Here is a 25,576-nt window from a genome sequence, read left to right as displayed (position 1 = left end):
TTAGATATAATGCGCAATTGTTATAATTGTTACATAGATCTTGTGGTTGTTAAGTTTTATGGTGAGGCTGTCTTTGTTTAACTTGTTGATTTTTATTGATTTACAATTAAACCTCTCATTTTGATTATGGCTAAGTCATTGATTTTAATTGTTAAAAAAATATAATGATTGAAATTGTTCGAATGAAAAAATAAGTGAAAAATATTTTCTGACTTTTCCTTTGTTTCTGAGCTTAAAGTCTGCTTTTACGATTAAATGTAAACTCGATCACTTTAATGAATCGTATGTTTCGTTTTTCTTTGATTTTGGAATTTTTATTTCATATAAAGGGAGAGAGCAGTCTACAGGTGAGATTTATTTCTATGGCTGAGTTTTAGTTTGCAGAGGTGACAGAGTTTCCTCTTCGTAAGCGATGAAAGCTGAATATAAGCGAACCAATTTGTCTACAAGGAATGGGATTATGCAGTTACAAGATAAAACACTGGATTTGATTTGTTTGGGGAGAGTGGCGGTTGACCTCTATGGGCAACAAATTGGTTCGCGATTAGAATCTATGGGGTCATTTTCGAAATATTTAGGAGGGTCGTCGGGCAATGTTGCTTATGGGACAGCAAGGCTTGGATTAAAGTCATCAATGCTTGCTCGTGTTGGTGATGAGCATATGGGGCGGTTTGTTCGCGAGGAGTTGCGATCTGTAGGGGTTGATACTCGCCATCTCATCACCGATCGTGATCGTTTAACAGCTTTAGTATTGTTAGGCATAAAAGATGAAGAGACGTTTCCATTAATTTTCTATCGTGATAATTGTGCCGATATGGCGCTCAGTGTGGATGATATTTCAGAATCTTACATAGCCTCTGCACGATGCTTAGCGATTACAGGTACTCACCTTTCCAACCCGCAGACCCGAGAGGCGGTATTACTTGCCTTAAAGTATGCTCGAGAGCACGGTGTTAAAACTGCGTTGGATATCGACTATCGGCCCGTTCTTTGGGGATTAACTAGCCTTGGCGATGGCGAAACTCGCTATATCGATTCTGCTGAAGTAACGCATCAACTTCAGCAAGTGTTACCCCTTTTCGACCTTATTGTTGGTACAGAAGAGGAGTTTCATATAGCTGGTGGTTCCACAAATATAGTTGCGGCTTTAAGGTCGGTTCGAACTGTTAGTCAAGCTGAACTCGTGTGCAAAAGAGGCGCGTTGGGTAGTTCTGTTTTTTCCAGCGATGTGCCAAGTTCACTGGATGAAGGTATCACTGTCGAAGGCGTTAAAGTGGATGTTCTTAATGTACTTGGTGCGGGTGATGCCTTTATGTCTGGCCTGCTACGAGGTTACCTCAATGATGAAGGTTGGGAGAAAGCTTGCGCTTATGCCAACGCGTGTGGTGCATTAGTGGTATCACGCCATGGCTGTGCGCCAGCTATGCCTACTAAAGAAGAGTTAGATAATTATTTAGCTCGTGCTCAAGATGTATTACGACCAGATCAAGACAGTCAACTAAACCATTTACATCGAGTTACGACACGTCAAACTCAGTGGGATGAATTATGTATTTTGGCATTCGATCACCGTAGTCAGTTTGAACAAATGGCGAAAGATGTTGGCGCTGATCTTGACCGTATTTCGATACTGAAGCAGTTGATCTATAAGGCATCGCTAGATGTCTGCCAAGAAGAGAATCTGTCTGGACAGTTTGGCTTGCTTTGTGATGGTACTTTTGGTCAGCCAGTCCTTAATACTGCAACCGGCACAGGTACTTGGATTGGCAGACCGGTAGAAGAACCTGGATCTAGACCTTTGCAATTAGAGCATGGCGACATCGGCAGTCAGTTGAGAACTTGGCCACTTGAACATGTTGTGAAGTGTTTGGTTTTTTGCCACCCAGACGATGACATTGCCTTGCGTCTATCACAAGAAAAGACAGTAAAAGAAGTCTATGACGCGTGTTGCCAATCGGGGCACGAATTGCTGCTAGAGGTTATTTTACCTAAGGAAATGACTTTGGGGGATAAGCAGTATCTTACGTTGATGAATCAATTTTATTCCATTGGTGTTAAACCTGACTGGTGGAAATTACCGCCGCTTTCGGAGTCGTCCTGGAACCAAGTGGAGTTGTTGATACAAGACAATGACCCACATTGTCGAGGCATATTGATTCTTGGGCTGGATGCGGAATTAGATGAGGTACAAGCAGGATTTAATGCCGCAGCAAATTGTTCTCTGGTAAAAGGCTTTGCGGTTGGGCGAACAATATTCGGATTGCCATCAAGTCTGTGGCTAGCGAATGACATAAATGATCAGGAGCTCATTGCCCAAATCAAATCGAACTATTCGAGCTTGGTGAGAGCGTGGCAACAGCGCAATGTATCTACATCTTGTCAGTCATCTTTACAGTCTCGTCTTAAATCACAAGGCGCACCTTCATTGATTTCAAACTAAAGGACCCAGTTATGAAAACCGTATTTAATTTTATTAATGGTGAAATAAGCGACTATCAAACGGAACGCGTTGCTCCGATCTTTGACCCAGCAACAGGCCTGCAAACAAAGCAAGTTGTTTTAAGTAATGAAGAACAAACGGCACAAGCTATTGAGTCCGCTCAACATGCTCATCTGGGGTGGGCTAAAACATCACCATTGAAACGTGCCCGTGTGTTGTTTGCATTTAAAGCCTTAGTCGAGGCTAATCTTGACCGTTTAGCTCGCTTGATCTCTAGTGAGCATGGGAAGGTCTATTCAGATGCCGTTGGGGAGTTAGCTCGAGGGCTCGAAGTGGTAGAGTTTGCATGTGGCATCCCACATCTACAAAAAGGCGAGCACTCATCTAATGTTGGCACTGGCATAGATAGTCATTCATTAATGCAGCCATTGGGCGTGTGCGTTGGCATCACACCATTTAATTTCCCTGCAATGGTTCCTATGTGGATGTTTCCTGTAGCATTGGCTACAGGTAATACATTTGTTTTGAAACCTTCGGAAAAAGATCCGTCACTGGCCATAGAACTGGCTTTGTTACTTAAAGAAGCAGGGCTACCCGATGGTGTCTTCAATGTGGTAAATGGCGATAAACGAGCTGTGGATGTATTGCTTACCGATGAACGTGTACAAGCGGTCAGCTTTGTTGGTTCTACACCGATTGCGGAGTACATCTATACCACAGCTTCTGCTCATGGTAAGCGTTGCCAAGCATTGGGTGGTGCGAAAAACCACTGCTTAGTGATGCCAGATGCTGACCTAGATATGACCTCTCAAGCCATCATGGGAGCGGCATATGGCGCTGCGGGTGAACGTTGTATGGCATTATCTGTGGTAGTGGTTGTCGGGGATGAAACAGCCGATCGTTTAACCGATAAATTACAAACGCAGATACAGTCCATGCGAGTCGGGCCTGGGATTGTTGAAGGACGGGAAAACGATATGGGTCCTGTTATTTCAGCTGCTCATAAACAAAAAATTTGTGATTATATTTCTGAGGGAGAGCGGCAAGGTGCTTCACTTCTGGTTGATGGACGATCGCTTGAGGTTAAAGGCCACAAAGAGGGGTATTTTGTTGGGCCGACTTTGTTTGACCATGTCTCCCCTGAGATGACAATTTACAAAGATGAAATTTTTGGTCCAGTGTTGGTGATTGTGCGAGTGCCTAATTATGCAACGGGCTTAGACCTAATTAATCGACACGAATATGGTAATGGTACGGCTATTTTCACTCGAGATGGTGAGGCTGCGCGTCAGTTTCAAGAAGAGGTGTTGGCTGGGATGGTGGGTATCAATGTCCCTCTTCCTGTACCAATGGCATTTCATAGTTTTGGCGGGTGGAAACGCTCTATCTTTGGGCCTTTAAATATGCACGGTAATGATGGGGTTCGTTTTTATACAAGAATGAAAACGGTCACGAGTCGCTGGCCTGCCAGCGTGCGATTGGAAGAGCACACTAGCAGCTTTAACTTTCCGACGATGTAATCGGAGCTATTGTTTTAGGTAGTTTCACAATAAGCAGTAGCCATTTAGGTTACTGCTTTTTTGTACTAAAAAAGGAAGATACGCAGTTACTGCATTAGATGATGCGTTTAATTAATCGAAAGGATCGGTGCTTTTTAATCGACAACCTTGGTGCAGCCGTGAACACAGTAAAAAAGCCCATGCTGTAACAGCATGGGCGAATATGACGTGGAGCAGTCATAACAAATAAAAACGCAGTAACACGATTTACTATTTAGAAAATTTAATGTTTTGGAAGTGGCATAATGTTGAGAGGTGTCGGGATTATCAAGGTTGCTTCTGTTGCTTGTTGCACTTCTTCAGGGGTGTAGCCAGGGGCTATCTCCGTTAATATCATTTGGGACTTATGAATGGATATCACGCCCATCTCTGTGATGACCATATCGACCTGATTAAGGGCGGTTAATGGCAGAGAGCAGGTTTTAAGAAGCTTGTGTTTACCTTTCGCCGTGTGCTCCATTGAAACGATGACTTTTTTCGCGCCTACGACTAGATCCATAGCGCCTCCCATCCCTGGGACCATTTTCCCAGGGATAATCCAGTTAGCAAGATTACCTTGCTCATCGACTTGCAGGGCTCCGAGAACCGTTACGTCGACATGACCACCGCGAATAATAGTGAAGGAGTCGGCACTGTTAAAATAGCTTGCGCCTTTGGTTGCGGTAATCGGTTGTCCACCGGCGTTGACTAAATCGGCGTCAGTATTACTGTCGTCAGCAATAGCATCAATACCGAGTAATCCATTTTCAGATTGCAGTATGAGCTCGACTTCCGAGTCAATTTCATTTGCAACCAAAGAGGGCATGCCGATCCCCAAATTCACGACGTCGCCGTCATGCAGTTCTTGAGCCACTCTCCAAGCAATATTTCGGCGTATTACTGCCTTATCGGTAATCTTGCTTGCCAAAGGCGCATCGCCATAAACAGGTTGAGGTTTACAAATAATATCCGTCATTATTTCGCTTCCTTTTGATAGACGTGATCTACATATAGACCTGGGGTATGTACTGACTCTGGTTCGATGTCGCCAACAGGAACAAGTGTTTCAGCTTCAACAATCACAAGGTCGGCAGCGGTCGCCATTAATGGATTGAAGTTTTGAGTGGTTTTCTTGTAAAACACATTTCCTTTGGTATCGACAACTGAACCGCGTATAAAAGCAAGGTCCGCGCGCAGAGGTTTTTCTAGTAAATAATCTTCCCCATCAATATTGATAACTTGTTTACCCTCAGCCACCATAGTGCCAAGGCCTGTTGGGGTGAGAATGCCGCCAAGTCCAGCGCCTCCTGCGCGAATACGCTCGGCTAATGTACCTTGTGGCACCAGTTCAACATCTAGCTCTTGATTGTTCATTTGGTGCCCCGTTTCTGGGTTGGTACCAATGTGAGAGGCATAGAGTTTTTTGATGAGTTTTGCTGCAATAAGTCGACCGGAGCCTGTGGTTTGAGTCCCTGTATCGGTCGAAATTAGTGTGATGTCTTGGATGTTGTGCTCGAGTAGTAGGTCGATAAGGCCCTCTGGTGCGCCATTTGCCATAAAGCCGCCAATCATGATGGTCATCCCATCATGCAATTTTTCCGCAATCTCGTTGGCACTAATTTTTTTTCTCATAATTCGCCCCTATACAGAGTTGGCTTATCGCCTTGTCTAACTTAATTTTTGGTATGACTGCTGATGATGATTTTTACGCAGTCATGCTATTTATTTTTTACTTTGTCGTATAGTACTTAGCTACGAACAACGTTTGATGATTACGGCAGTACCCATGCCTCCACCGATACATAAAGATGCTAAGCCATAGTCTTGTTGCTTTCTCTCTAGTTGATACGCCAAGCTGACAAGAATACGGATCCCAGATGCACCAAGTGGATGACCTAAAGCAATAGCACCACCGTTATGGTTTGTGCGTTCTAGGATCCAACTTTGATCAACGTTGTGTTTCTCTGCGAGCTGCTTTGTAACGCCGATAGCTTGAGCTGCAAAGGCTTCATTAAGCTCAAAATACTCGATGTCTTGCAGTGAAAGATTGGACTTTTCCAGTGCATTAGCGATCGCGGGAACGGGACCTAGCCCCATAATTTCCGGAGATAAACCTGCTTGAGCGTAGCTAACGATTTCTGCCATCGGCTTTAGTTGGTATCGCTCCACGGCTGATTTGGATGCCAAGATGATCGCGGCAGCACCATCGTTGATACCCGAGGCATTTCCTGCTGTAACAGTGCCATCTTTTTTAAACGCTGGGCGTAAACGACTAAGACTCTCTGATGTGCTATCGGTCTTTGGATATTCATCAAGCTCGACGGTGTATTGTTTTCGACGCAACGATACTTCTATTGGTTCAATTTCACTTCTAAAACCGTGGCTCTCTAGTGCACTTGCTGCGTTTAGCTGACTTTTGAGTGCAAACTCATCTTGCTCTTCACGTGAAATAGATAAGGATTCTGCAATGTTTTCTGCAGTGATACCCATGTGATACTGATTAAACGCATCGGTTAAACCATCGGTAATGATGGTGTCTTCTAACGAAATATTTCCCATACGAACGCCACTTCTAACTTTGTGCGTTTGTACAAATGGGGCTTGAGACATGCTCTCCATTCCGCAGGCAACAACGATCTCTGCATCACCCGCTTTGATATGGCTTGCCGCATCCATGACCGTTTTCATCCCACTTCCACAAATCATATTGAGTGTGTATGCAGGGACCGTTTCTGGAATACCGGCTTGAATTGAGGCTTGGCGCCCCGGTCCCATACCAATACCAGCACTGAGTACATTACCGACTATCACTTCATCAATAAGCGTAGGGTCGATATGACATTGACTGATTGCACCTTTAATTGCAGCAGCGCCTAGTGTGGGTGCAGAAACTGAAGATAGTGCGCCGTTGAAGCTGCCAATCGGTGTACGTTTCGCTGCAACAATGTAGATAGGTTCCATCGTAATATCCTGTATCAAGGTAAAGCTGAGTAAACAGTTCAATGAGGTGCTGAGAGTTCGTAAATACACAAAACGCAGCGTGCGGTTATTCTTTGTTGATGAATTCATTCTAAGGGCACAGAGAAGGAGGTGTTATAGCCGTTCGTAGAAACGCGGTTTGCATAAATGCAACATGAGGCTGCAAGTAATTGGCGTATATTACTTTAGCGTTATTTCTGCGAATTAACGCTAAATCGAATGGAGAATAGTCATGAATAGCTTAATTGCATGCGCACCTTGTTGTTGGGGCGTGGAGTCTGCCACTAACGTCCATAATCCATCATGGAATACCGTTGTCTTGGAAAGTAAAGCTGCTGGATATCAAGGAATAGAGCTTGGCCCATTTGGATATATGCCTCTAGAGGGAGAGCTTGTTAATACGGCGATCAAAGCTAATGGTTTGGTGATCTGTGCTGGTACACTTTTTGAACCGCTTTCATCTTTGGAACATAAAGAGGGCATCTTGAACCGAACACATGATTTATGCTCGATGCTTCAGCGTATTGGCAGCAAAAAGCTGGTCGTGATTGATTGTGTAAATGATGTGCGCAGTGCATGCGCTGGATTGAGTGACGAAGCTCCAAGATTAGGTAACCAGCTCTGGGACATAATGATGCAAACCATTCGTGATATTGCTGCTATCGCGAAACATTATGATATTCGTCCTGTCGTTCATCCTCATGCTGGTGGCTATATAGAGTACCGTGATGAAATTGACCGAATGTTGGTTGATTTATCGAGTGAAGAGGTTGGGCTCTGTTTAGATACTGGTCATCTGTATTATGCCGCCATGGATCCAGCGAAAAGCCTAATTGAGTACGCATCTCGATTAGAATATGTTCATTTCAAGGATGTCAATGACGCCGTGTTTTCCGGTGTTATCGAAAGCAAGGTAGGTTTCTGGGCTGCTTGCGCACAAGGAGTGATGTGTCCTATAGGTGAAGGTGCGATCAATTATGCCGAAGTACAGTTGGCTATCAATGAAATCGGTTATTCAGACTGGATCACTATAGAACAAGAGCGTGATCCCCAAAATTCTGATGGAACGTTAGCCGATATCAAACGCAGTCGATTGTTTTTGAGTCAAAAAGGGTTTGGTTAATGGTTAGGAATGGCATTGCTAAAACAACCTTCTTCAACAAAGGGTACAGCACATGCTCATTGTGACTGAACCTTGGTTTTATGTGACTGCGATTCCCGCCGTGTTGATTTATGGAATTGGCAAGGGGGGATTAGGCGGTGCGCTAGGTATTATTGCTGTTCCCCTTATGGCAATAACCATTGCACCTACTCAAGCTGCTGCCATCTTATTGCCAATATTGTGTGTAATGGATGTGTTTGCGGTAAAACATCATTATCGTAATGCTGATTATTCAGTCATTAAGAACATGCTTCCAGGGGCGGTTCTTGGCGTCATCTTGGCTGGGTTGTTTTTGAGTATCACACCTGAGTCTGGATTGAAGTTACTCATTGGTCTTCTTTCCCTGCTATTTTGCGGTCAGTATTTACTCTTGGGTGTGGATGAGAAAAAAGCGGGTGGAAAAATAAGTGCGTGGTTTTGGAGTACGTTGAGTGGTTTTTCTAGCACTGCGATTCACGCGGGCGGTGGACCAGCAAGTATTTACATGTTGCCATTGAAACTAGACAAAGTTGTTTTGGTAGCGACCATGGCTGTATTGTTTGGCTTAGTCAATTTAGCCAAACTTGTTCCTTATGCTGCCTTAGGTGAATTCGATACGATCAATATGATGACGGCATTGATTTTAATGCCTCTCGCTCCTGTTGGGGTTAAGTTAGGAGTGTGGTTGTTGCATCGCGTTAATCAAATATGGGTGTATCGACTGTGCTATTTATTTCTCTTTATCTCGGGAATGAAATTGACCATCGATGGTTTGAATCTTTGAGTGTTTAGAGTGTTATTGAGAACCATAGTTATGTAAAAAAGCAGCCTAAGTGGCTGCTTTTTTGATTCATAATGCTCTAGCTGTTCAATTACCTATTTGGCTAGCTTGGCTTCGACTTGCCCAAGAGCGCGTTGGTACATAAACCATGCACAAGTGCCGGCAAGTACATTACCTACCATGGCACCCCAGAATAGGCCTTCAATGCCAGCAAGCTGCGAACCAACCCATAAACAAGGTAAGAAGAAAGCAAACAGGCGCAGTGCTGATATCGTCAAGGCAGTATAAGACTTGCCTAAAGCGTTAGAGATAGAAACCATTAACATACAGATACCCAGTGGTCCTAAGCTAATAGGAACGATCAATAGGTGGTAGTTCAAAATGGTCGAGACTTCGTCTTCGCTGGTCATGAGACTTGCCAACCCGCCAGAGAACACCCAAGTTATTAGTGCGATCACCAATTGGAACCCTAATACGAACGTCACGGCAATCTTGACGAGCTTGCGTATGTTTTCTAGGTTTTTCTCTCCCAACATGCGTCCAATCATTGGTGGCATCGACATAGTAAGAGCAAGCACGGCAACAATCGAAAAGAATTCAAAACGTGAACCTAGCGCCCAAGCCGCAACGGCTGCTGTGCCGTAGCTTGCAAGCAGTTTGGTGGCGAGCATAGAAGAGACTGGTGGCAGCAGTTGACTGATCATGGCTGGTCCCATGATGTTTCCTATAGAGCGAACACTTTTGCCGATATCGAGATCGTGCCAGTCGAATGTCATCCAATGCTTCTTAGTCACCTTAGGAGCAACGATAAAGATACCTGCACCGAACGCCAAGATGGTCGCAATCGCGGCTCCGTTGATACCCATGTCGAGCGTGAAGATGAAAATCGGGTCCAATATCAAGTTGATAATACTGGTCGCGATCATCATCGAACCGGGCAGCATGGTATTACCATTGGCACGACACACACTGTAGAAAAAGTAGAGCAGTGCGCCTGTCCAAGAGCTTACAAGCCAATATATCCAGTAAGAATCAATGATCGGCAATACCGTCGGTGGCGCATCCAGGAGTTGTAAAATAGGACCACGAAGTAGGTAGATGATGACGGAGAACAGCGCGACACTCACACTGCCCATCGCAACCACTAATCCGCCGAGCTGTTTGGCATAGCGTATCTCGTTGGCGCCAATCGCTCTCGCGATCACAGCCGTTGTCGCGATGCCTAGTCCGACTTGAATCCCGATAATGATCATTTGAATTGGCAGCGTGAAGCCTTGAACCGCGAGCGGCAGCACGCCTAGCTGGCCAATAAAAGCACTGTCTACGAGCTGGAAGCTCATCAGGGAGAGCACCCCAAACAGCATTGGCCATGTCATTGTATAGAGTTGTCGGCCAAGAGAAGGCGAGGGAGTTGCGGTAGTAGAATTCATAACACTCTTATCAGTCTTGAAGGTAGGTTTGTCGTAGTGACAATCCACTCAATGAAGAATTGCGTAAAGGATAACGTAACGTCAGCTCGATACCAATAAATGTTACCCGATCTAAACATATTACCTATGCATGTTTTCAGTAGGTTCGGTGCATTCTGCACTGTGACTTTATGGAAGCACCTCTCAAACCTTATTTATTTTATAGACTTATCGAAGTTGGCTAATGTAATTATCAAACCCATAAACTAATATCGTTGGAGAGAAAAGGAATTGCGAGTCAGCAAGCACATTTTTAAATGCATATTGGAGAGGGAGCCAAAATATGCCAGGGACAGAAGAAATTCAGATCAGCCAAGAACAAGTGAGAAAGAACAAAGCTAAGGTTCTGGCGAAGATAAACCAGCAAGGGATTATGTCTCAGGGCTTTCGTTTGGTTAACGTCAAAGACTACCAACAGAAGTTACAAGCTCTAAAACAGAAAGTCGAAAACTTCGATTACATGAATGACGCCAATAAGCAGCAAGATCAGGTCATTCTCGACATCATGACTCAGAAAGAGAAAATTCATAATTACTTGGATGAATCGTCTAGCCAGAAGTTAGGGAGCGGTAACCTAGATTTTGGTTCTCGAAATCAGGTCGCGAATGCCACGCTTAAGAAAAAGCAGCTGTTCATGATGTTTATGGAAACGGTTGAGGCGCAAGAAGCGCTCAGAGAGTTTGCTGTTAAAGTCGCTTCAGTATGTAACGGCACACTCAAACAGCCTCCGGGTGCTTATCTAGGCGTAAAAGATTTCCACGGCGCGCTGGATAAAATTACCAATCGAAAACGTCACTACGATATTGGTGATCTCAAAGATGCCGCTCGTATGACCATCGTATTCGAGAATATGGACGATATGATCGTAGCCAAGGCGATGATCATTTTGACCAAAGAGTTTATTGAGCTAAAACACCACCAGTCTGCGATGAAAGATCGCTACGGTACAAGCCAAGGCGACAATGCAAAATTCAACTGCGGAGCAACAGACGCCGGTTACAAAGACATTAAGTTCTTCTTAAAAATGGCCAACGGACATATCGGTGAATTGCAGCTCAATACCAAGAATATGATGGTAGCGAAAAAGAACGGTCACATCATCTATGACATCCTTCGAGATGGAGGCAATCTTGATAAGGCATTCACCATTACCAATACTGAGGTGCTTGCCAAGATAAGTCGTAATATGAGTGAAAAATGGTTCAACTTTATGAACACTCGAGTACCTAAAGCGAGAGATGATTTGATGGCTGTACAGCAGTTGGTTGATCGCTTGAGAGCGAACCTTGGAAGGGGGCAGAACTCACTTCAAGTCAGCTTAGAAGAGATAACGATATTGTCTCGTGTCAGCCTCTATATCTATGAGCAAGGTGATAACGCCAGAGCTTTATTAGAGTAGTAAACTGGTACTGAGAGCTACTATGAGTCCGGTTATTTGACCGGACTTTTTTGTTTTTGAGCCTCGGATTTTAATAACCTCTTTTATTGCTTCGATAGCTCGGAGCAGTGATTCCCACCCAACCTTTGAATGCACGATTGAAATTACTCAGGTCGCTGTAACCCACTTGCCAACTGATGTCTTGAACAGAAAGGTTGGTATCTTCAAGTAGCTGTTTTGCTTTGGTTTTTCGAACCTGTTCTTTGGCTTGTTTAAAGAGAATGTCTTTGCTTTTCAGGTTTCTTTGCAGCGTTCGTTTTGTCATGCCGAGCATGGTCGCAAACCACTCAATATTGAACCAAGGTAGAGTCGCATAGGTGTCTATTAATATCTCGACAGCGTGATGCCAATCTTGGGTACTATTTCGTTCTGAAATGGCACGATAATCATCGGGCAGCGGAATCGAGAACGCACCGTATTGCTGTTCAAACTGAATATCAGAATCAAAGAAATGCTTAGGTAATTTACGTGCGCCGTTGTGCTTAGAGACCAACTTGGCGTGTGATGGTTGCCAGCGACTGTCAATGAACTTACGGCATAGGCTAATCACGGTCAGAGCACGAAACCATTCGGCTTGTTCAAAACCTGAGGTCGATGGGTGATAGCAACTTCGATGACACAGCCACCACAAGCCATCGCTTTTTTCCGTCCATATGGTGACGTGATTACTTAAGGTCGATATTTCAGTAATCAAGCAACGTACCGCTTGCTCTAGTGACGTGCATTGGTCAATTTTTCGGTCTAGCTCAGGTGACAATTGCTCTAGAGAAGCTCTACGTCCAACCTCAATCCCTATCGAATAACCAAACTTCCGCTCAAGGCCATGAATGAAGCGAATCACGTCTTGTGTAGGAAGCCATTGATTGGATTGTGTTAGTTCAATGGGTAGACCGCACGCATCGGCGACGGTACGCCAATCCAGTCTATGTTTGTCACAATACTGAATATATGGAGCAATGTTACTGGTCGAAGTGAGCAATATGCTGGTGGTGTTCGATGATGCTTTCATTGTCTTGTGTCTACCATTAAATGTCACCAAGTGACCTAATTAAGTGTAGCGCATCTCCTTATACTTCTCCTAACCCAAACAGGAGACCAATTATGAAACTCAAACACATTGCCGTTCTAGTATCTTTAGCGACCGCATCATCATTTGCTCTTGCAGCAAACCCAGTTGAAGAAGCTCTGAAAGTTGAAGGCGCTCAAGTTACCTTGACCGTGAAGGAGGCGAGCACAGCATTTACCCCAAGTTTTACTGACTCAGCTCGTGAGTTATTCAATAACTTTCATTGGCAGATGGGCGGCGACCACAGCGTTTACTACAACATGCACATGAGTGAGTTTCTACCAACGGCACTGGCGGCTCCAAACGAAGAGTACAAGCCTTTAGTTAAAAATATCGACCCACGACTCGCTGCACTCAAAGTTGATACTGAAAGCAAAGGTCAGTTGACAATGGATCAGTACTTGGCGGATGAACAGTTCCGTACTCAAGGCTTTATGCTAATTCACAAAGGGGAGATCGTTTACGAAGCTTACCCGGGTATGAAGCCGACAGATACGCATGTTTGGGCATCTACAGCGAAAACCACGGTTGGTACTGTGATTGCGATGTTAGTGGAAGAGGGCAAAGTCGACCCTGAAAAAGAGATTGCTGAATATGTTTCTGAATTGAAAGGAACGAACTGGGATGGCATCACAGTACACCAAGTTCTGAACATGTCGACCGCGCTAGACAATGAAGAGACATTAGAGTCTATCTTGAACCCAGATTCTGATGTGGTGCGTTTCTTTGCGGCATCGTTTAACTCACCAAGAGCAAAAACGGGTGAGATGGAAACTTGGATGGAAGTGGCTCAAGGTGCACAGAAACTGGAAGGTGAACAAGCAGGTGACCATTTCCGTTACGCATCTATCAACACCATGGTGCTGACTAAGTTAGTTGAAAACGTTGAAAACAAAACTTGGACTCAAGTATTCGAAGATCGTGTTTGGTCAAAAGTGCACGCACGTCAACCAATGCAATTCAACTTGACGCCAGATGGTATGGCGATCGCGGTTGGCTTGGTTTCATCAACGGTAGAAGACATGGCGCGCTGGGGAACACTATTTACACCTAGTTGGAAAGCGGTGGCTGATGAGCCAGTGGTGTCACAAGCTGTGATTGATCGTATCCGCAACGGCGGTGATCCAAAAGCATTCGTAGGTACTAGCAAAGAGAGCAGTTCACTGCACGCGTACAACGAAAAAGCGGACTACAACGCATACCAGTTTGATTTCATCTTCAACGATGGTGCGATGTCGAAAAGCGGCAACCTAGGCCAATTTATTTACATCGACCCTGCGCGTGACTTTGTGGGTGTGATGTTCTCAACCAACCCATACCACTCAGGTTTTGGTGAGAACAAAGGCCCAGCACTAATGCGCTCTGCGGCTAAGTTGTTGAATGACAAGTAATGTCCGTGGCTGAGCAAGGTAGAAACTAGAAACAACAGCCAATAAAGAAAAAGCCAGTCGCAATGACTGGCTTTGTTGACTCTACTTTTCGGTGTTTCTATTTGAGTGATTAAACGTTACTTGTTGGCAACGTTACCTAGCTTCAACCACGTATCGATAACCGTATCCGGGTTTAGTGAAACAGAGCTGATGCCTTGCTCCATTAACCACTCTGCTAGGTCGTCATGGTCAGATGGGCCTTGGCCACAAATACCCACGTATTTACCCGCTTTGGTTGCCGCATCGATCGCCATTTTCAGCATTGCTTTCACGGCTGGGTTACGCTCATCGAAGAGGTGTGCCACATCGCCTGAATCTCGGTCTAGGCCAAGCGTCAGTTGCGTCATGTCGTTTGAACCGATAGAGAAGCCATCGAAGTACTTCAAGAACTCTTCAGCCAAAATTGCATTCGATGGTAGTTCACACATCATGATCACTTTCAGACCTTGGTCGCCACGGCGTAGGTCGAACTTAGCCAGAATGTCGATAACTGATGCCGCTTCGCTTGGCGTGCGAACGAATGGAATCATGATTTCAACGTTCTTAAGACCCATCTCGTTACGAACACGTTTGATCGCTTGAGTTTCTAGCTCGAAACAGTCTTCGAATACTGGTGAGATGTAACGAGATGCGCCACGGAAGCCCAGCATTGGGTTCTCTTCATGTGGTTCAAACGTTTTGCCGCCTACAAGGTTGCTGTACTCATTCGACTTAAAGTCAGACATACGTACGATCACACGCTTAGGCCAGAATGCAGAAGCGATAGTCGCGATGCCTTCTGTTAATTTGCTTACGTAGAAATCGATTGGATCTTTGTAGCCGCGAATACGTTCGTTGATTTCCGCTTTTAGCTCATCCGTTTGCGCATCGAAGTTAAGCAGTGCTTTAGGGTGAATACCGATCATCTTGTTGATGATGAATTCTAGACGAGCAAGGCCAACACCTTCGTTTGGAATCTGTGCAAAGTCGAAGGCACGATCTGGGTTACCCACGTTCATCATTACTTTGGTTGGTAGCATTGGTAGCTCATCAACCTCAGAACGTTTGATTTCAAAGTCGAGTTCGCCGTTGTAAACGTAGCCTGTTTCGCCTTCTGAACATGACACTGTCACGGTATCGCCATCGTTTAGGCTGCTTGTTGCTGTACCACAACCAACAATTGCTGGGATACCAAGCTCACGAGCGATGATTGCAGCGTGACAAGTTCGGCCACCACGGTTAGTAACAATCGCAGAGGCTTTTTTCATAACAGGTTCCCAATCTGGGTCTGTCATGTCTGTTACCAGTACGTCGCCTTCTTGAACCAGTGACATTTGGTCTAGTGAATCAACCAAGCGAACTGGGCCAGAACCGATGCGTTGACCGATAGCACGACCTTCAACCAAGACATCCGCCTTATTGTTTAGCTCGTAACGCTCGATAACGTTTTGATCGCTTTGAGAACATACGGTTTCTGGGCGAGCCTGAACGATGTAAAGCTTGCCGTCGATGCCATCTTTCGCCCACTCAATGTCCATCGGACGTTGGTAGTGCTTCTCAATGATCATCGCTTGTTTTGCTAGCTCTTTGATCTCTTCATCGTTGAGTGAGAACTCGTTACGCTCTTGAGTGTCGGTGTCGATGATATCTACTTGCTTACCGATCTCTTGATTGGTCGAGTAGATCATCTTGATCAATTTAGAACCAAACGTCTTTTTAACGATTGGGTAGTGACCCGCTTCTAACATTGGCTTGTGAACGTAGAACTCGTCTGGGTTCACAGCACCTTGTACAACCATTTCACCCAAGCCCCAAGAAGAGGTGATGAATACCACTTGGTCGAAGCCAGACTCAGTATCAAGCGTGAACATCACACCTGAAGAGGCTTTGTCTGAGCGAACCATGCGCTGGATACCCGCAGACAATGAAATGCCACGGTGGTCAAAGCCTTGATGTACACGGTAAGAGATAGCGCGGTCGTTAAACAGTGACGCGTAAACGTGCTTGGTTGCTTCGAGTACAGCGTCGATGCCTTTCACGTTAAGGAAGGTTTCTTGTTGGCCTGCAAAAGAAGCATCTGGAAGATCTTCTGCGGTTGCCGATGAACGAACCGCTACAGACAATTCTTCGTTGTCTTCAATTAGCTCGCGGTAGTTCTCACGGATGTCTTGCTCTAGTGATTCTGGGAAGGGTGCATTTAGAACCCATTGTCGAATCGTTGCACCTGTCTTACGCAGTGCGTCAACGTCTTCAACATCAAGTTCATCAAGTAGTTGGTGAATGCGCTCATCAAGACCTTTGTAATCAAGAAAGTCGTTAAACGCATAAGAGGTGGTAGCAAAACCATTAGGTACAGAAACACCAGCATTGGACAGGTTAGAAACCATCTCGCCCAGTGAGGCGTTCTTACCGCCGACTTTGTCGACATCTTCCATGGATAGGCCATTGAACCATAGGGTATTATTTTGCATTTATTTCTCCAGAAACATAGCAAGCATTGTAGGGATTTAAAGGCAAACGATTACGTATCAGTTTAAAAAAATGTATATTATTTTTTAAAGCTGTGGGGGACGTAATAGTCAGCAGGGTTTCGTTATATATATTATGGTTCCCATCCTACTCAAAATAATTTTAAACATTAAATAAAAAATGCAAATTGATATCCAAAGTCGTGATGTATTCTATGTTTCTGATGGAACGGCCATAACATGTGAGACTTTAGGGCATGTTGTTCTAGGTCAATTCCCTTTCAAAGCCAATGAAAAAACCTTCCCGTTTGTGGAAAGTGAGGACAAACTTTCTGATTTATTAAAAGAGATTGAAATTTCGTATCGTGATACCGGATTAGAACCTCTAGTGTTCTTTTCGATTGTGATACCTGATATCAAAACCAAATTGCTAGAAGCGCCCGCGCACTGTTATGACGTGTTAGAGAGCATCGTGCAGAAAGTACAGGATGACATTCAGATGGCGCCTGTTCCTAAGTTGCAGCGCTCACGCAGTGTAAACAAGGACTCGGTGAAGTATTTCGACCGTATTGCTGCGATTGAGTACACGCTCGCGCATGATGATGGCATCACGCTAAAAGGGCTGGAAGAAGCCGACATCATCTTGTTGGGTGTTTCTCGAAGTGGCAAAACACCAACAAGTTTGTATATGGCGATGCAGTTTGGCTTACGCGTAGCAAACTACCCATTTATCCACGATGACTTAGCGCGCTTAAAGTTGTTGCCCGAGTTTGAGATCTACCGACATAAGCTGTTTGGTTTAACCATTGATGCAGAAAGGCTCACTGAAATTCGTGAGAACCGCTTAGCAGGCAGTGAATACGCCAGTGACTCACAATGTTTGTATGAATTGCAAACGGTGGAGGCGATGTTCCGCAGAGAGGCTGTGCCGTACATTAATACCTCTTCGCTATCGGTTGAAGAAATTTCGACACGAATCTTGGAGCGAACGGGTTTGAGAAGGCGTCTACTGTAAGACAAAACCTTAGAGAAATAGAATGGCCAGATAAAAGAAAATCGAAGCTCGCAGTTTACACCTGAGAGCTTCGATTTTTTGTTTATGCTCGTTGTAGTCGCTTGCGAATCAGAGCTTGTTTTCTTAATCAGAGCTTGCTTTCTTAACCAGAGATAGCTTTCTAGCGAAGTAAAGACAGCTTTAGCGTTTCGCTTTTCTTTTCTAACCAGCGTTCAAGTGCTGGTGGCCAACTGATGCTTGGTTCTACGCAAAAGCCACGAAGCATCGAGAAATACACCGCTTGATCGACTAGAGGCAGTGATGACTCACCATTTTCTAGATCCAGTAATAGTTCGGCATCTTTCAGTAATGGGTTAATCAATTGAACGTACTGAGGCGTCTTTTCTAAGAGCTCTTCAAAGTTAAAACCTTCGGTCTCTTTACTGGCACGCCAAGCTTCTTTAGCTCCAGCAGAGCGATATTCAGCCAAGTCGAGGTTCCACCAACGTGGGCGACCAATCTGTTGAGTAAGAGGGAATGCACGAGTTTGGAACGCCGTCACTTGCTCTGATGGCACACGCTGCTCATCGCTTGATTTCAAGTCCATGAAGTACGCGATGATATCTAGGCTCTCAGCCATGATAGAGCCGTCGTCTTTTTGTAAGACGGGTACCATTTTTTTACCGATCAGATCGATAAGGGTTTGGGCATCATCATAATCGACAGAAACAAGCTCAATGTTCAAGCCTAGCGATTGAGCAATGTAGGAGACTCTTGCACAGAAAGGGCAGTGGTCGTAAATGTAAAGCTTCATAGCTTCCCTCGTTCGGGTCTTTCTTAGTATAAGATGATGCTAATGTACCAGAAACTTTCGCAGACAATAAGCCTTTGTTAACAAGAACTATTCACTGCGATTAAGTGCTCGGGGATATCAAGAAAACGATGGGAATAAGTATTGAATGTAGAAACTCATTGCCTAATTCTATTGTCAGTGGGATGCCGTTTTATCGTAACGAGTAAGCGAATGAGAAAGCTGGTGGGTAAATGACGGGCATAAAAAAGGCTCTGGCTGCTCACTCTAATGCAGAAGAGTGAAGTCAGCCAAAGCCTCAATTTTGTTACTTTTAGTAGAGTGACTACTAAAAGGGCAGAGTGGTTAAACTATGCTTTTTTAAGATCTTGCGCTGGGTAAGTAAGCGTCATTGCGCCTTCTACCGTTGTAACGTGAACGTAGCCGCCACCAGCACTTAGGCCAGTTACTACCATTTCACCTAGTTCAACACCTTTTGTTGCTACAACGCGATCATCAACTGAAAACACTTTACACACCTTCAATAAATTAAATAAATACGATAGATATCGAACGCGGATTTAAACAGATGGGACCCCAATCAACTAATCCGATTATTTGTCGTAAAGATTAAATTTAGTTATGTATAAATCAGTATGTCTTAAAAATCAGATTGTTAACTTACACAGTGCCTTTATTTATCCGCTGGATACACGACACCAACTTGTTGGCGCATCTCTGTAATTAACTTGGCAACCGTTAAAGCGCGCAGTTGGGCCAGTGCTTGTGTTGTGTTGTCGCCAGCAATGCAACTAGCAAAAGCCTGCGCTTCGTAACTCATGGAGTTTTCGCTTTGTGCTTGAGTAAGGTTTTCTACTGTGCCATCGCGATAGCGGATCTTAACGTCGGTACATTCAGCGATGTGATCGATGATGATCGCCCCTAATTCACCTTGGATCTCGCTTGGTGCATAAGAGTCGCTGACTTTTGAGTGAGCAAGCGTTACGTCGAATTCTGGGTACTGGAAGATCGCACAGCCATGCGCATCGACACCTGAATCAAGTAGCTTTGCAGAAGCCTGTGCATTTCCAGGTTTGCCAAATAGCGCGACTGTCGCGGCAACACAGTAAAAGCCAATATCGACCAATGAGCCGTTAGAAAAAGCTGGATTGAAGGTGTTTGGGTTCTCGCCGTTTAGGTACTTTTGGTAGCGCGATGAATACTGGCAGTAGTTGATGTGTGCCTTATGTACCTTGCCAATCTTTTCTAACCCAAGTTGAATTTGCTTAAAGTTCGGTAGGAATTGAGATTTATACGCCTCAAACAGCACTACACCGTTCTTCTGAGCGACCTCAAACATTCGTGTTGCTTCTTCGATATTCGATGCGACAGGCTTTTCACAGATGACATGCTTACCGTGTTCCATCATGAAGATAGATTGCTCGCAATGCAGTGAGTTTGGTGAAGCGATGTACACGGCCTCAACAGTGTTGTCATTGGCCAATGCGTCGAGTGAGTCATACGTGGTTTCAACGTCAAATTCTTGGGCGAACTGTGCCGCGCTGTCTAGATTTCGAGAGTAAACCGCAGCAAGTTGCATCGATTGAGATTCGTGAGCAGCTTGAACAAACTTTTGTGTAATCCAATTGGTTCCAATTACAGCAAACTTAATCATATAGGTATCCAGTCGTTGGTCGTCGTTAGTATATTGATTCTGCAGAGATAGTAGCACTCAACGGCTGGTAATGTGCCTGAGATTTACGGAACAATTTCCCTAAACATAGTGCCTAATATTAATAATCAGCCTTTACAGAGCGTCTGAGTTGACCAGTGTAACGGTGCACAACTAAGCCATTTTTGCTAAGGTGTTATTGAATTCAAACAAGGTGATGATATGCAAATTCGGACGGCCAAGGTAACTGATATTAACGCGATCTTAGCGCTCTCTGAGCAGATAAACCGTCAACATCATCTTGGTGCGCCTATGGTATTTGCGCCAGCGTCACAAGGTTTGGCCGACAGTGAAGAGTATTGGTTAGGTTTGATGCTTGACCCACTTGGCGCTTTCTTGGTTGCAGTCGATGAAAAGCAAGTCGTCGGCTTTTTAGCGGGTAAGGTAACGCAGAACAAAGGCGTCAGTTTTATTCAGTCGCACAAGGTGGCAAGGGTCAATACGATTGTGGTGAACGATCAGGTTCAGAGCCAAGGTGCTGGCCGAGCGTTAATGAAGTCGTTTAATCAATGGGCGCAAGCGAGAGGGGCAATAGAACTTAGGTTGGAGGTAATGGAGTTTAATCAACAAGCTCAGGGTTTCTATGAGTCTTTAGGAATGGAAACTCAGTCACGAACCATGTCCATGCGTTTTGAGGAGATCTAAAGGTGCGTCTGTTTCTGCCTTTATCACTGTGTTTACTGTTTGTGGCTTCGAACGCGAATGCTGAGCAAGTCGTGGTCGAGAAAATAGTCTCTGACGCGACCGCTATCGAAACCATCGTATTCGAGTCTGCACCGGCTCATTCTCAACGTGTCTCAACGTCTTCATCTAACTCAACCTCTTCCACCAGCTCAAACTCCAAGCATGTGATTATTGTCGATGATGTTCTTAACAGTCGCTCTGATGAAAAGGTAGCTCAGCTTTCTCAAGGGTCATCGAAACGTCCACCTCAAAGTTCCTCTCGACAGTTTTACAACGTACCAGATAGCGCTTCTGAGATGGAATTGCTGTCGCAAGTGGTTACTTTAGTAAAAGTCGATAAATCGAAACGTAGGATGTATCTGCTTAAAGGTGAGGAGGTGATTCAGGAGTTTCGTATTGCGCTAGGCAAACAACCGAAAGGGCATAAACGCTTTGAAGGGGACAACCGAACGCCTGAAGGGGAATATCAGCTCGATTATGTGATGGAAGAGTCGGACTTTTATCGCTCAGTACATATTAACTATCCGCAACCTTCGGATATGCAATGGGCAGAGCAAAATGACGTAGACCCCGGAGGAAACATCAAAATCCATGGCATCAAAAATGGTGAGCGTCGTTCGCCGAGCTTTATCCAAAGCTTTGATTGGACGGATGGCTGTATCGCATTAACCAATCAAGATATGGATGAGTTTCTCCAACTTGTAAAAATGGGTACCCCTATCCATATCGAATGGTAGTCATTGGTACCCACTTTTCTTAATCACTTTCCGCAGTCAATTAGCGCAATCAATTCGCGAAACCAACTTCTGAAAGCAACTTCCAAAATTAACCGCTAAAGCCAGTTATAGTAAGACTCGACCAGCACTGAATATTGCAATCACAATCAGCAATGCAATGGTGACTGGCTTAAACTTCGCTCCACCAAATCTCTCGAACAGTTTAGAACCCACATAACCGCCAAACATGCTGCTTGGTAGAAGCGCGAGAGTCAGCCAAACTACATCGCGGTCGACTAACCCAGCGATAGATGCCGAAACAAATGCAGTAGAATCTGCCAATACAAAGAAGGCTATCAAGCCAGCTCTGGCAATGTGCGGAGCGACTGGGCTTGCCAATGCATGAGTGCCAATTGGAGGCCCTGACATCGAAGCCGCGCCGTTCATTACACCCGCAAGGCTTCCTAGAATATAGGGAGCAAATCTAGGTTCGCTTTTGTACTGGAAACCTTTGTAGATCATAAGTGCAGACGCAAAAATGAAGGCACTGATGATCAAGATGATCGTGTCTTGGCTAACGGATTTAAGCAGAAGTAAGCCGACTGGTGTGAAGGCAAAACAAGGGATAAATACCTTTAAAACCCAGCGCCAGTTAACGTGTTTTCGAACTTTAGGCAGTAATTGAACATTGCCTAGGAGATCGATCAACATGAAGACAGGAACCAGTTCGATAACAGGCACGAATAACGCACTTAATGGCAATGCCACTAAGGTGAAACCGAAACCTGAGAAGCCACGAACAATAGCGGCGAAAATGAAGATTGCACCCAAAATTGGGAAGGTTGGACTAAAAATGAGATCCATAAATTAAGTAACCAATGAAGCTGTCTAAATAGAGCGAGCTAATGAAACCAAGTGAGTAGCGGAATGTACTCCTACTCACTTGTGTTTGCTACCTAATTTTAAGGTTTCCCGAGAGTTAATTTTAAAGTCTCTCGGGGTTGTTTTTTCAGTATTCGTTTTGTCAATTTATAGAGGTGAATTGATTCGGAAAATCAGTGAATACGGCATCTACTTTTGAGGTGAATTTGAAGTGAGACGGATCGTTTACTGTGTAGCACCATGTTTGGATGTTTGCTTCACTCAGTGTATCAAGATCGCTCTGATTCACATGCTCGTAGTTCATGTGACAGCTGAACGCTTTAACCTCGTCAATCAACATCAAGTCGGCTTGAGTCAGTTGCTCAGTGATCACACCAACTCTGTATCTCGGCAGGTGACGGGCCATTTCAGAAACCACTTGATGGCTGAAACTTGAAAGCAGCACTCTGTCGGTGTCTAGATTTGAACGAATCAACTCGGTATGCAGCAAATCAACGACATGAGGCGCTTGATGTCGACTGTCGACTTTGATTTCTAAGTTCACGCTGAGATCATGCTGCTCAACAAGCGCGAGCAACTCTTCCAACGTCAATATTCTTTCACCAGCGAACTGCTCAGATTTCCAACTGCCAAAATCGAGCTGACGCAGTTCTGCAAGGGTATGTTCGTCGATACGACCCTTGCCATCGCTGCAGCGCTCAAGGGTGTGGTCGTGACAAACCACAAGTTGATCATCCTGAGTTGGCTGAATATCTACTTCAATCCATTTCAAGCCGAGTTTAGCGGCTTGTTCAATGCTTGCTTTGGTATTTTCTGGGTGAGTACCTGCTACACCCCGATGACCTACGATGATAGACGACATAATTAATCCTTCTTAAAGACGCACCGTAAAAACGCATTAAATATCAGTGTACTCGATTAAGCGAGAGCCGTCGTTATGCTTGTCGCCTCTTCGCGTGACTCTTGTGAAGTAAAGTTATTCGGCTGAATACGCTTCCCACGACTGTCAAAAATATGTAGGTTGGATTTATCAATGCTTAATCCGAGCGGCAGTACTTGGCATAGTGTCGTTTCTGGTGTGACGGCGATAAAGGGTTGGTCGTTCACAAAGCCATGAACTAATTGATTCGGCCCCAACGGCTCAACCACACTGATACGCAGTTCGAGAGGCAAGGTGTTCATCTTTAATTCGGAACAAACCTCAGAGTGTTCAGGGCGAATGCCAAGCGTGATAGTCGCGTCCTTAACGTGCGCGTACTCTGGTAGATACATTTGTTGATCGCCGATTTCAAGATAGCCATCATCGAGCGTGGCAGTTAAGAAGTTCATCGCGGGGCTACCAATGAAGCTTGCCACAAAGGTGCTGGCAGGCTGGTGGTAGACCTCTCTTGGTGTGCCGACTTGTTCTATCTGACCTTTGTTGAGAACCACAATTCTATCTGCCAGTGTCATGGCTTCGACTTGGTCGTGGGTCACGTAAACACTGGTTACGCCTAGCTCGCGTTGCAGCTTTTTGATTTCTAATCTCATGTGAGAGCGCAATGAGGCATCTAGGTTAGACAAAGGCTCATCAAACAAGAACAGTTGAGGGTCGCGTACGATCGCTCGCCCCATAGCAACACGCTGGCGCTGACCACCCGAAAGCTTGGCTGGTTTGCGGTCTAGGTACTCTTCGATTTTCAGTGTCTTGGCGACTTTCTCAATCTTCTCTTCAATCACGTGTTGGCTGACACCTCGGTTCTTTAAACCATAAGCGAGGTTTTTGTACACCGTCATGTGAGGGTAGAGTGCGTAATTTTGAAAGACCATTGCGATATCGCGTTGAGCTGGCTTTTCGTTATCAACACGGCGGCCACCCAAGTGAATCTCACCGCCAGAGATGCTTTCCAACCCCGCAATTGAACGTAGGATAGAAGACTTGCCGCAGCCCGATGGGCCAACCAACACAAGAAATTCACCCTTTTCGATCTCAAGCGAGACATCTTTCACTGCACGATGACCGTTCTCATAAGTCTTTACCAAGTTTTTGATGCCTAACATGGTAGGTGCTTTGTGCGTATGGTTGTGAGTGGCTTGGGTGTGCCCTAACGTTTGTTTTAACTTTGGCATCGGGGTGTCCTCTGATTTTTGCGGAGAAGCTGGGTGAGACGTCTTGTACTCATCGAGTGATTGAATGCGGTTATCGGTCATTTGAGTTGTGTCGTTGCTATTTTTCACTTTCTACTAGCCCTTTTACAAACCAACGCTGAAATACAACCACCACTAAAACGGGTGGCAACATAGCTAAAATCACCATGGCAAAAACATAGTCGTAGCGCGGTAAACTGGTTTCATTGATGTTGTTGAGTACTTGTTTGATGCCCATCACGATGGTGTTGTAGCCTTCGTCCGTGGTCATCATGATTGGCCACAAATATTGGTTCCAACCCACCACAAACATGATGATGAAGATCGCGGCGATCATGGTTTTAGACAGTGGCAGTAAGATGTCGACAAAGAATCGAAACGGACCTGCGTTATCCAACTGTGCTGCTTCCAATAATTCATCGGGGATGGTTTTGAAGAACTGTCTAAAAAAGAAGGTTGCGGTGGCTGACGCGATCAGAGGTAGAATTAAACCTGTGTAGCTATTAAGCAGCCCAAGCCCAGCAACCACTTCATAAGATGGGATAATACGAACCTCTAGTGGTAACAGCAGGGTTACGAAGATCAGCCAAAACCAAGCCGTGGCGTAAGGCAGCCTGAAGTAGACTAAAGCAAACGCGGCCATCATCGAAATGATGATCTTACCGATCGCAAAACCTAGTCCCATGATCATCGAATTGGCGATCATTTTGCTAGCGGTGACTTCACCACTGAAGCCCATGCTTTTGTTCCAAGCTTCGCTATAAATGGCTGTAAAGTTATCGCCCGGTAACCACTGCAAGCCATCGCTGACAATGGTGTTTGGGTTATGCGTCGAGCTGGCGAAGATTAGCCAAATAGGGACCAACATGAACAGCATCCCAGCAATTAAAATTAGGTGGTCAGAGATCTTATTACTTTTCAT

22 protein-coding genes are annotated in these 25,576 nt (G+C 44.9%); 9 read left to right on the top strand and 13 right to left on the bottom strand.

Going from position 1 to position 25,576, the window contains the following annotated elements:
• The first annotated feature begins 460 nt into the window (after nucleotides 1–460).
• Nucleotides 461–2,440 (top strand): 5-dehydro-2-deoxygluconokinase, encoded by a 1,980-nt coding sequence (iolC, locus tag MSG36_RS08620; RefSeq protein WP_248367352.1) that lies wholly within the window; start codon nucleotides 461–463, stop codon nucleotides 2,438–2,440.
• An 11-nt stretch (nucleotides 2,441–2,451) separates the two neighbouring features.
• Nucleotides 2,452–3,960, top strand: coding sequence for a CoA-acylating methylmalonate-semialdehyde dehydrogenase (locus tag MSG36_RS08615; RefSeq protein ID WP_248367280.1), 1,509 nt, complete (start codon nucleotides 2,452–2,454; stop codon nucleotides 3,958–3,960).
• 262 nt (nucleotides 3,961–4,222) lie between these two features.
• Here the strand turns inward: MSG36_RS08615 and MSG36_RS08610 are convergent, their stop codons facing one another.
• The 3 genes from MSG36_RS08610 to MSG36_RS08600 all read right to left on the bottom strand — a co-directional run bounded on the left by MSG36_RS08610 (nucleotide 4,223) and on the right by MSG36_RS08600 (nucleotide 6,939).
• Nucleotides 4,223–4,954, bottom strand: a complete 732-nt coding sequence (locus MSG36_RS08610) for a 3-oxoacid CoA-transferase subunit B (protein ID WP_205627810.1) — start codon at nucleotides 4,952–4,954, stop codon at nucleotides 4,223–4,225.
• Entirely contained in the window at nucleotides 4,954–5,610 is a 657-nt protein-coding gene (locus MSG36_RS08605; protein WP_048612829.1) for a CoA transferase subunit A, read from the bottom strand. The genes MSG36_RS08610 and MSG36_RS08605 overlap by 1 nt, the downstream gene beginning before the upstream one ends.
• A gap of 120 nt (nucleotides 5,611–5,730) precedes the next feature.
• Entirely contained in the window at nucleotides 5,731–6,939 is a 1,209-nt protein-coding gene (locus MSG36_RS08600) for an acetyl-CoA C-acetyltransferase (RefSeq protein ID WP_050633221.1), read from the bottom strand.
• Between the two features lie 250 nt (nucleotides 6,940–7,189).
• Here MSG36_RS08600 and MSG36_RS08595 point away from each other — a divergent pair, with 250 nt between their 5' ends.
• On the top strand, nucleotides 7,190–8,080 hold the full coding sequence (locus tag MSG36_RS08595) for a TIM barrel protein (RefSeq protein ID WP_248367278.1): 891 nt from the start codon (nucleotides 7,190–7,192) through the stop codon (nucleotides 8,078–8,080).
• 52 nt (nucleotides 8,081–8,132) lie between these two features.
• A complete protein-coding gene (locus MSG36_RS08590) occupies nucleotides 8,133–8,882 on the top strand; it encodes a sulfite exporter TauE/SafE family protein (protein ID WP_081090204.1) in 750 nt (249 codons plus the stop codon).
• A 92-nt stretch (nucleotides 8,883–8,974) separates the two neighbouring features.
• Here MSG36_RS08590 and MSG36_RS08585 read toward each other — a convergent pair whose 3' ends face one another.
• Complete coding sequence (locus MSG36_RS08585; protein WP_248367276.1) at nucleotides 8,975–10,309, bottom strand: MATE family efflux transporter; 1,335 nt, start codon at nucleotides 10,307–10,309, stop codon at nucleotides 8,975–8,977.
• Between the two features lie 322 nt (nucleotides 10,310–10,631).
• On the opposite strand from MSG36_RS08585, the gene MSG36_RS08580 reads away from it, so the two are divergent.
• On the top strand, nucleotides 10,632–11,747 hold the full coding sequence (locus tag MSG36_RS08580; RefSeq protein WP_048609044.1) for a hypothetical protein: 1,116 nt from the start codon (nucleotides 10,632–10,634) through the stop codon (nucleotides 11,745–11,747).
• Nucleotides 11,748–11,817: 70 nt separating this feature from the next.
• Here the strand turns inward: MSG36_RS08580 and MSG36_RS08575 are convergent, their stop codons facing one another.
• Nucleotides 11,818–12,795 (bottom strand): AraC family transcriptional regulator, encoded by a 978-nt coding sequence (locus MSG36_RS08575; protein ID WP_050621784.1) that lies wholly within the window; start codon nucleotides 12,793–12,795, stop codon nucleotides 11,818–11,820.
• Nucleotides 12,796–12,887: 92 nt separating this feature from the next.
• On the opposite strand from MSG36_RS08575, the gene MSG36_RS08570 reads away from it, so the two are divergent.
• On the top strand, nucleotides 12,888–14,243 hold the full coding sequence (locus MSG36_RS08570; RefSeq protein ID WP_086774573.1) for a serine hydrolase domain-containing protein: 1,356 nt from the start codon (nucleotides 12,888–12,890) through the stop codon (nucleotides 14,241–14,243).
• A 116-nt stretch (nucleotides 14,244–14,359) separates the two neighbouring features.
• Here MSG36_RS08570 and ppsA read toward each other — a convergent pair whose 3' ends face one another.
• Entirely contained in the window at nucleotides 14,360–16,732 is a 2,373-nt protein-coding gene (gene ppsA, locus MSG36_RS08565; RefSeq protein ID WP_248367273.1) for a phosphoenolpyruvate synthase, read from the bottom strand.
• Between the two features lie 178 nt (nucleotides 16,733–16,910).
• Here ppsA and MSG36_RS08560 point away from each other — a divergent pair, with 178 nt between their 5' ends.
• Nucleotides 16,911–17,744 carry a pyruvate, water dikinase regulatory protein gene (locus MSG36_RS08560; protein WP_048612835.1) on the top strand — a complete coding sequence of 278 codons (834 nt, stop codon included), beginning with the start codon at nucleotides 16,911–16,913 and terminating at the stop codon, nucleotides 17,742–17,744.
• Between the two features lie 160 nt (nucleotides 17,745–17,904).
• On the opposite strand, the gene grxB is transcribed toward MSG36_RS08560, so the two are convergent.
• The 3 genes from grxB to MSG36_RS08545 all read right to left on the bottom strand — a co-directional run bounded on the left by grxB (nucleotide 17,905) and on the right by MSG36_RS08545 (nucleotide 20,188).
• Nucleotides 17,905–18,537, bottom strand: a complete 633-nt coding sequence (gene grxB / locus MSG36_RS08555) for a glutaredoxin 2 (protein ID WP_248367271.1) — start codon at nucleotides 18,535–18,537, stop codon at nucleotides 17,905–17,907.
• A 347-nt stretch (nucleotides 18,538–18,884) separates the two neighbouring features.
• The gene (locus MSG36_RS08550) at nucleotides 18,885–19,043 is read right to left on the bottom strand and encodes a hypothetical protein (protein ID WP_004733064.1); all 159 of its coding nucleotides are present in this window, start codon (nucleotides 19,041–19,043) and stop codon (nucleotides 18,885–18,887) included.
• Between the two features lie 164 nt (nucleotides 19,044–19,207).
• Nucleotides 19,208–20,188 carry a Gfo/Idh/MocA family oxidoreductase gene (locus MSG36_RS08545; RefSeq protein WP_248367268.1) on the bottom strand — a complete coding sequence of 327 codons (981 nt, stop codon included), beginning with the start codon at nucleotides 20,186–20,188 and terminating at the stop codon, nucleotides 19,208–19,210.
• Nucleotides 20,189–20,407: 219 nt separating this feature from the next.
• Here MSG36_RS08545 and MSG36_RS08540 point away from each other — a divergent pair, with 219 nt between their 5' ends.
• Together MSG36_RS08540 and MSG36_RS08535 are read left to right on the top strand one after the other, a co-directional pair.
• On the top strand, nucleotides 20,408–20,890 hold the full coding sequence (locus MSG36_RS08540; protein ID WP_248367265.1) for a GNAT family N-acetyltransferase: 483 nt from the start codon (nucleotides 20,408–20,410) through the stop codon (nucleotides 20,888–20,890).
• Between the two features lie 2 nt (nucleotides 20,891–20,892).
• Nucleotides 20,893–21,666 carry a L,D-transpeptidase family protein gene (locus MSG36_RS08535; RefSeq protein ID WP_248367263.1) on the top strand — a complete coding sequence of 258 codons (774 nt, stop codon included), beginning with the start codon at nucleotides 20,893–20,895 and terminating at the stop codon, nucleotides 21,664–21,666.
• Nucleotides 21,667–21,771: 105 nt separating this feature from the next.
• Here MSG36_RS08535 and MSG36_RS08530 read toward each other — a convergent pair whose 3' ends face one another.
• From MSG36_RS08530 to ugpE, 4 genes are all read right to left on the bottom strand, one after another.
• Nucleotides 21,772–22,509: a sulfite exporter TauE/SafE family protein gene (locus tag MSG36_RS08530; protein ID WP_048612840.1), complete on the bottom strand. Its 738-nt coding sequence runs from the start codon at nucleotides 22,507–22,509 to the stop codon at nucleotides 21,772–21,774.
• Nucleotides 22,510–22,669: 160 nt separating this feature from the next.
• Complete coding sequence (locus tag MSG36_RS08525) at nucleotides 22,670–23,389, bottom strand: glycerophosphodiester phosphodiesterase family protein (protein ID WP_248367261.1); 720 nt, start codon at nucleotides 23,387–23,389, stop codon at nucleotides 22,670–22,672.
• A gap of 56 nt (nucleotides 23,390–23,445) precedes the next feature.
• Nucleotides 23,446–24,744, bottom strand: coding sequence for a sn-glycerol-3-phosphate ABC transporter ATP-binding protein UgpC (gene ugpC / locus MSG36_RS08520; protein WP_248367259.1), 1,299 nt, complete (start codon nucleotides 24,742–24,744; stop codon nucleotides 23,446–23,448).
• On the bottom strand, nucleotides 24,734–25,576 hold the full coding sequence (ugpE, locus tag MSG36_RS08515; protein WP_048669553.1) for a sn-glycerol-3-phosphate ABC transporter permease UgpE: 843 nt from the start codon (nucleotides 25,574–25,576) through the stop codon (nucleotides 24,734–24,736). Before ugpE ends, ugpC begins: the two co-directional genes overlap by 11 nt.

Origin of the sequence: Vibrio sp. 1CM8B (assembly GCF_023161685.1) — a bacterium.
Lineage (GTDB): Bacteria > Pseudomonadota > Gammaproteobacteria > Enterobacterales > Vibrionaceae > Vibrio > Vibrio coralliirubri.
Note: the sequence above shows the minus strand (reverse complement) of the source record. Positions and strands in the feature narration are given on the sequence as shown.

Bases quoted from the DNA above. Each gene is read 5' to 3' on its own strand.
- MSG36_RS08590 (WP_081090204.1), top strand. From the start codon at position 8,133: ATGCTCATTGTGACTGAACCTTGGTTTTATGTGACTGCGATTCCCGCC.
- MSG36_RS08610 (WP_205627810.1), bottom strand. From the start codon at position 4,954: ATGACGGATATTATTTGTAAACCTCAACCTGTTTATGGCGATGCGCCT.
- MSG36_RS08525 (WP_248367261.1), bottom strand. From the start codon at position 23,389: ATGTCGTCTATCATCGTAGGTCATCGGGGTGTAGCAGGTACTCACCCA.
- MSG36_RS08595 (WP_248367278.1), top strand. From the start codon at position 7,190: ATGAATAGCTTAATTGCATGCGCACCTTGTTGTTGGGGCGTGGAGTCT.
- MSG36_RS08585 (WP_248367276.1), bottom strand. From the start codon at position 10,309: ATGAATTCTACTACCGCAACTCCCTCGCCTTCTCTTGGCCGACAACTC.
- MSG36_RS08545 (WP_248367268.1), bottom strand. From the start codon at position 20,188: ATGATTAAGTTTGCTGTAATTGGAACCAATTGGATTACACAAAAGTTT.
- MSG36_RS08575 (WP_050621784.1), bottom strand. From the start codon at position 12,795: ATGAAAGCATCATCGAACACCACCAGCATATTGCTCACTTCGACCAGT.
- MSG36_RS08530 (WP_048612840.1), bottom strand. From the start codon at position 22,509: ATGGATCTCATTTTTAGTCCAACCTTCCCAATTTTGGGTGCAATCTTC.
- ugpE (WP_048669553.1), bottom strand. From the start codon at position 25,576: ATGAAAAGTAATAAGATCTCTGACCACCTAATTTTAATTGCTGGGATG.
- MSG36_RS08615 (WP_248367280.1), top strand. From the start codon at position 2,452: ATGAAAACCGTATTTAATTTTATTAATGGTGAAATAAGCGACTATCAA.
- MSG36_RS08560 (WP_048612835.1), top strand. From the start codon at position 16,911: ATGCAAATTGATATCCAAAGTCGTGATGTATTCTATGTTTCTGATGGA.
- MSG36_RS08570 (WP_086774573.1), top strand. From the start codon at position 12,888: ATGAAACTCAAACACATTGCCGTTCTAGTATCTTTAGCGACCGCATCA.
- MSG36_RS08580 (WP_048609044.1), top strand. From the start codon at position 10,632: ATGCCAGGGACAGAAGAAATTCAGATCAGCCAAGAACAAGTGAGAAAG.
- iolC (WP_248367352.1), top strand. From the start codon at position 461: ATGCAGTTACAAGATAAAACACTGGATTTGATTTGTTTGGGGAGAGTG.
- ppsA (WP_248367273.1), bottom strand. From the start codon at position 16,732: ATGCAAAATAATACCCTATGGTTCAATGGCCTATCCATGGAAGATGTC.
- MSG36_RS08600 (WP_050633221.1), bottom strand. From the start codon at position 6,939: ATGGAACCTATCTACATTGTTGCAGCGAAACGTACACCGATTGGCAGC.
- grxB (WP_248367271.1), bottom strand. From the start codon at position 18,537: ATGAAGCTTTACATTTACGACCACTGCCCTTTCTGTGCAAGAGTCTCC.
- MSG36_RS08605 (WP_048612829.1), bottom strand. From the start codon at position 5,610: ATGAGAAAAAAAATTAGTGCCAACGAGATTGCGGAAAAATTGCATGAT.
- MSG36_RS08540 (WP_248367265.1), top strand. From the start codon at position 20,408: ATGCAAATTCGGACGGCCAAGGTAACTGATATTAACGCGATCTTAGCG.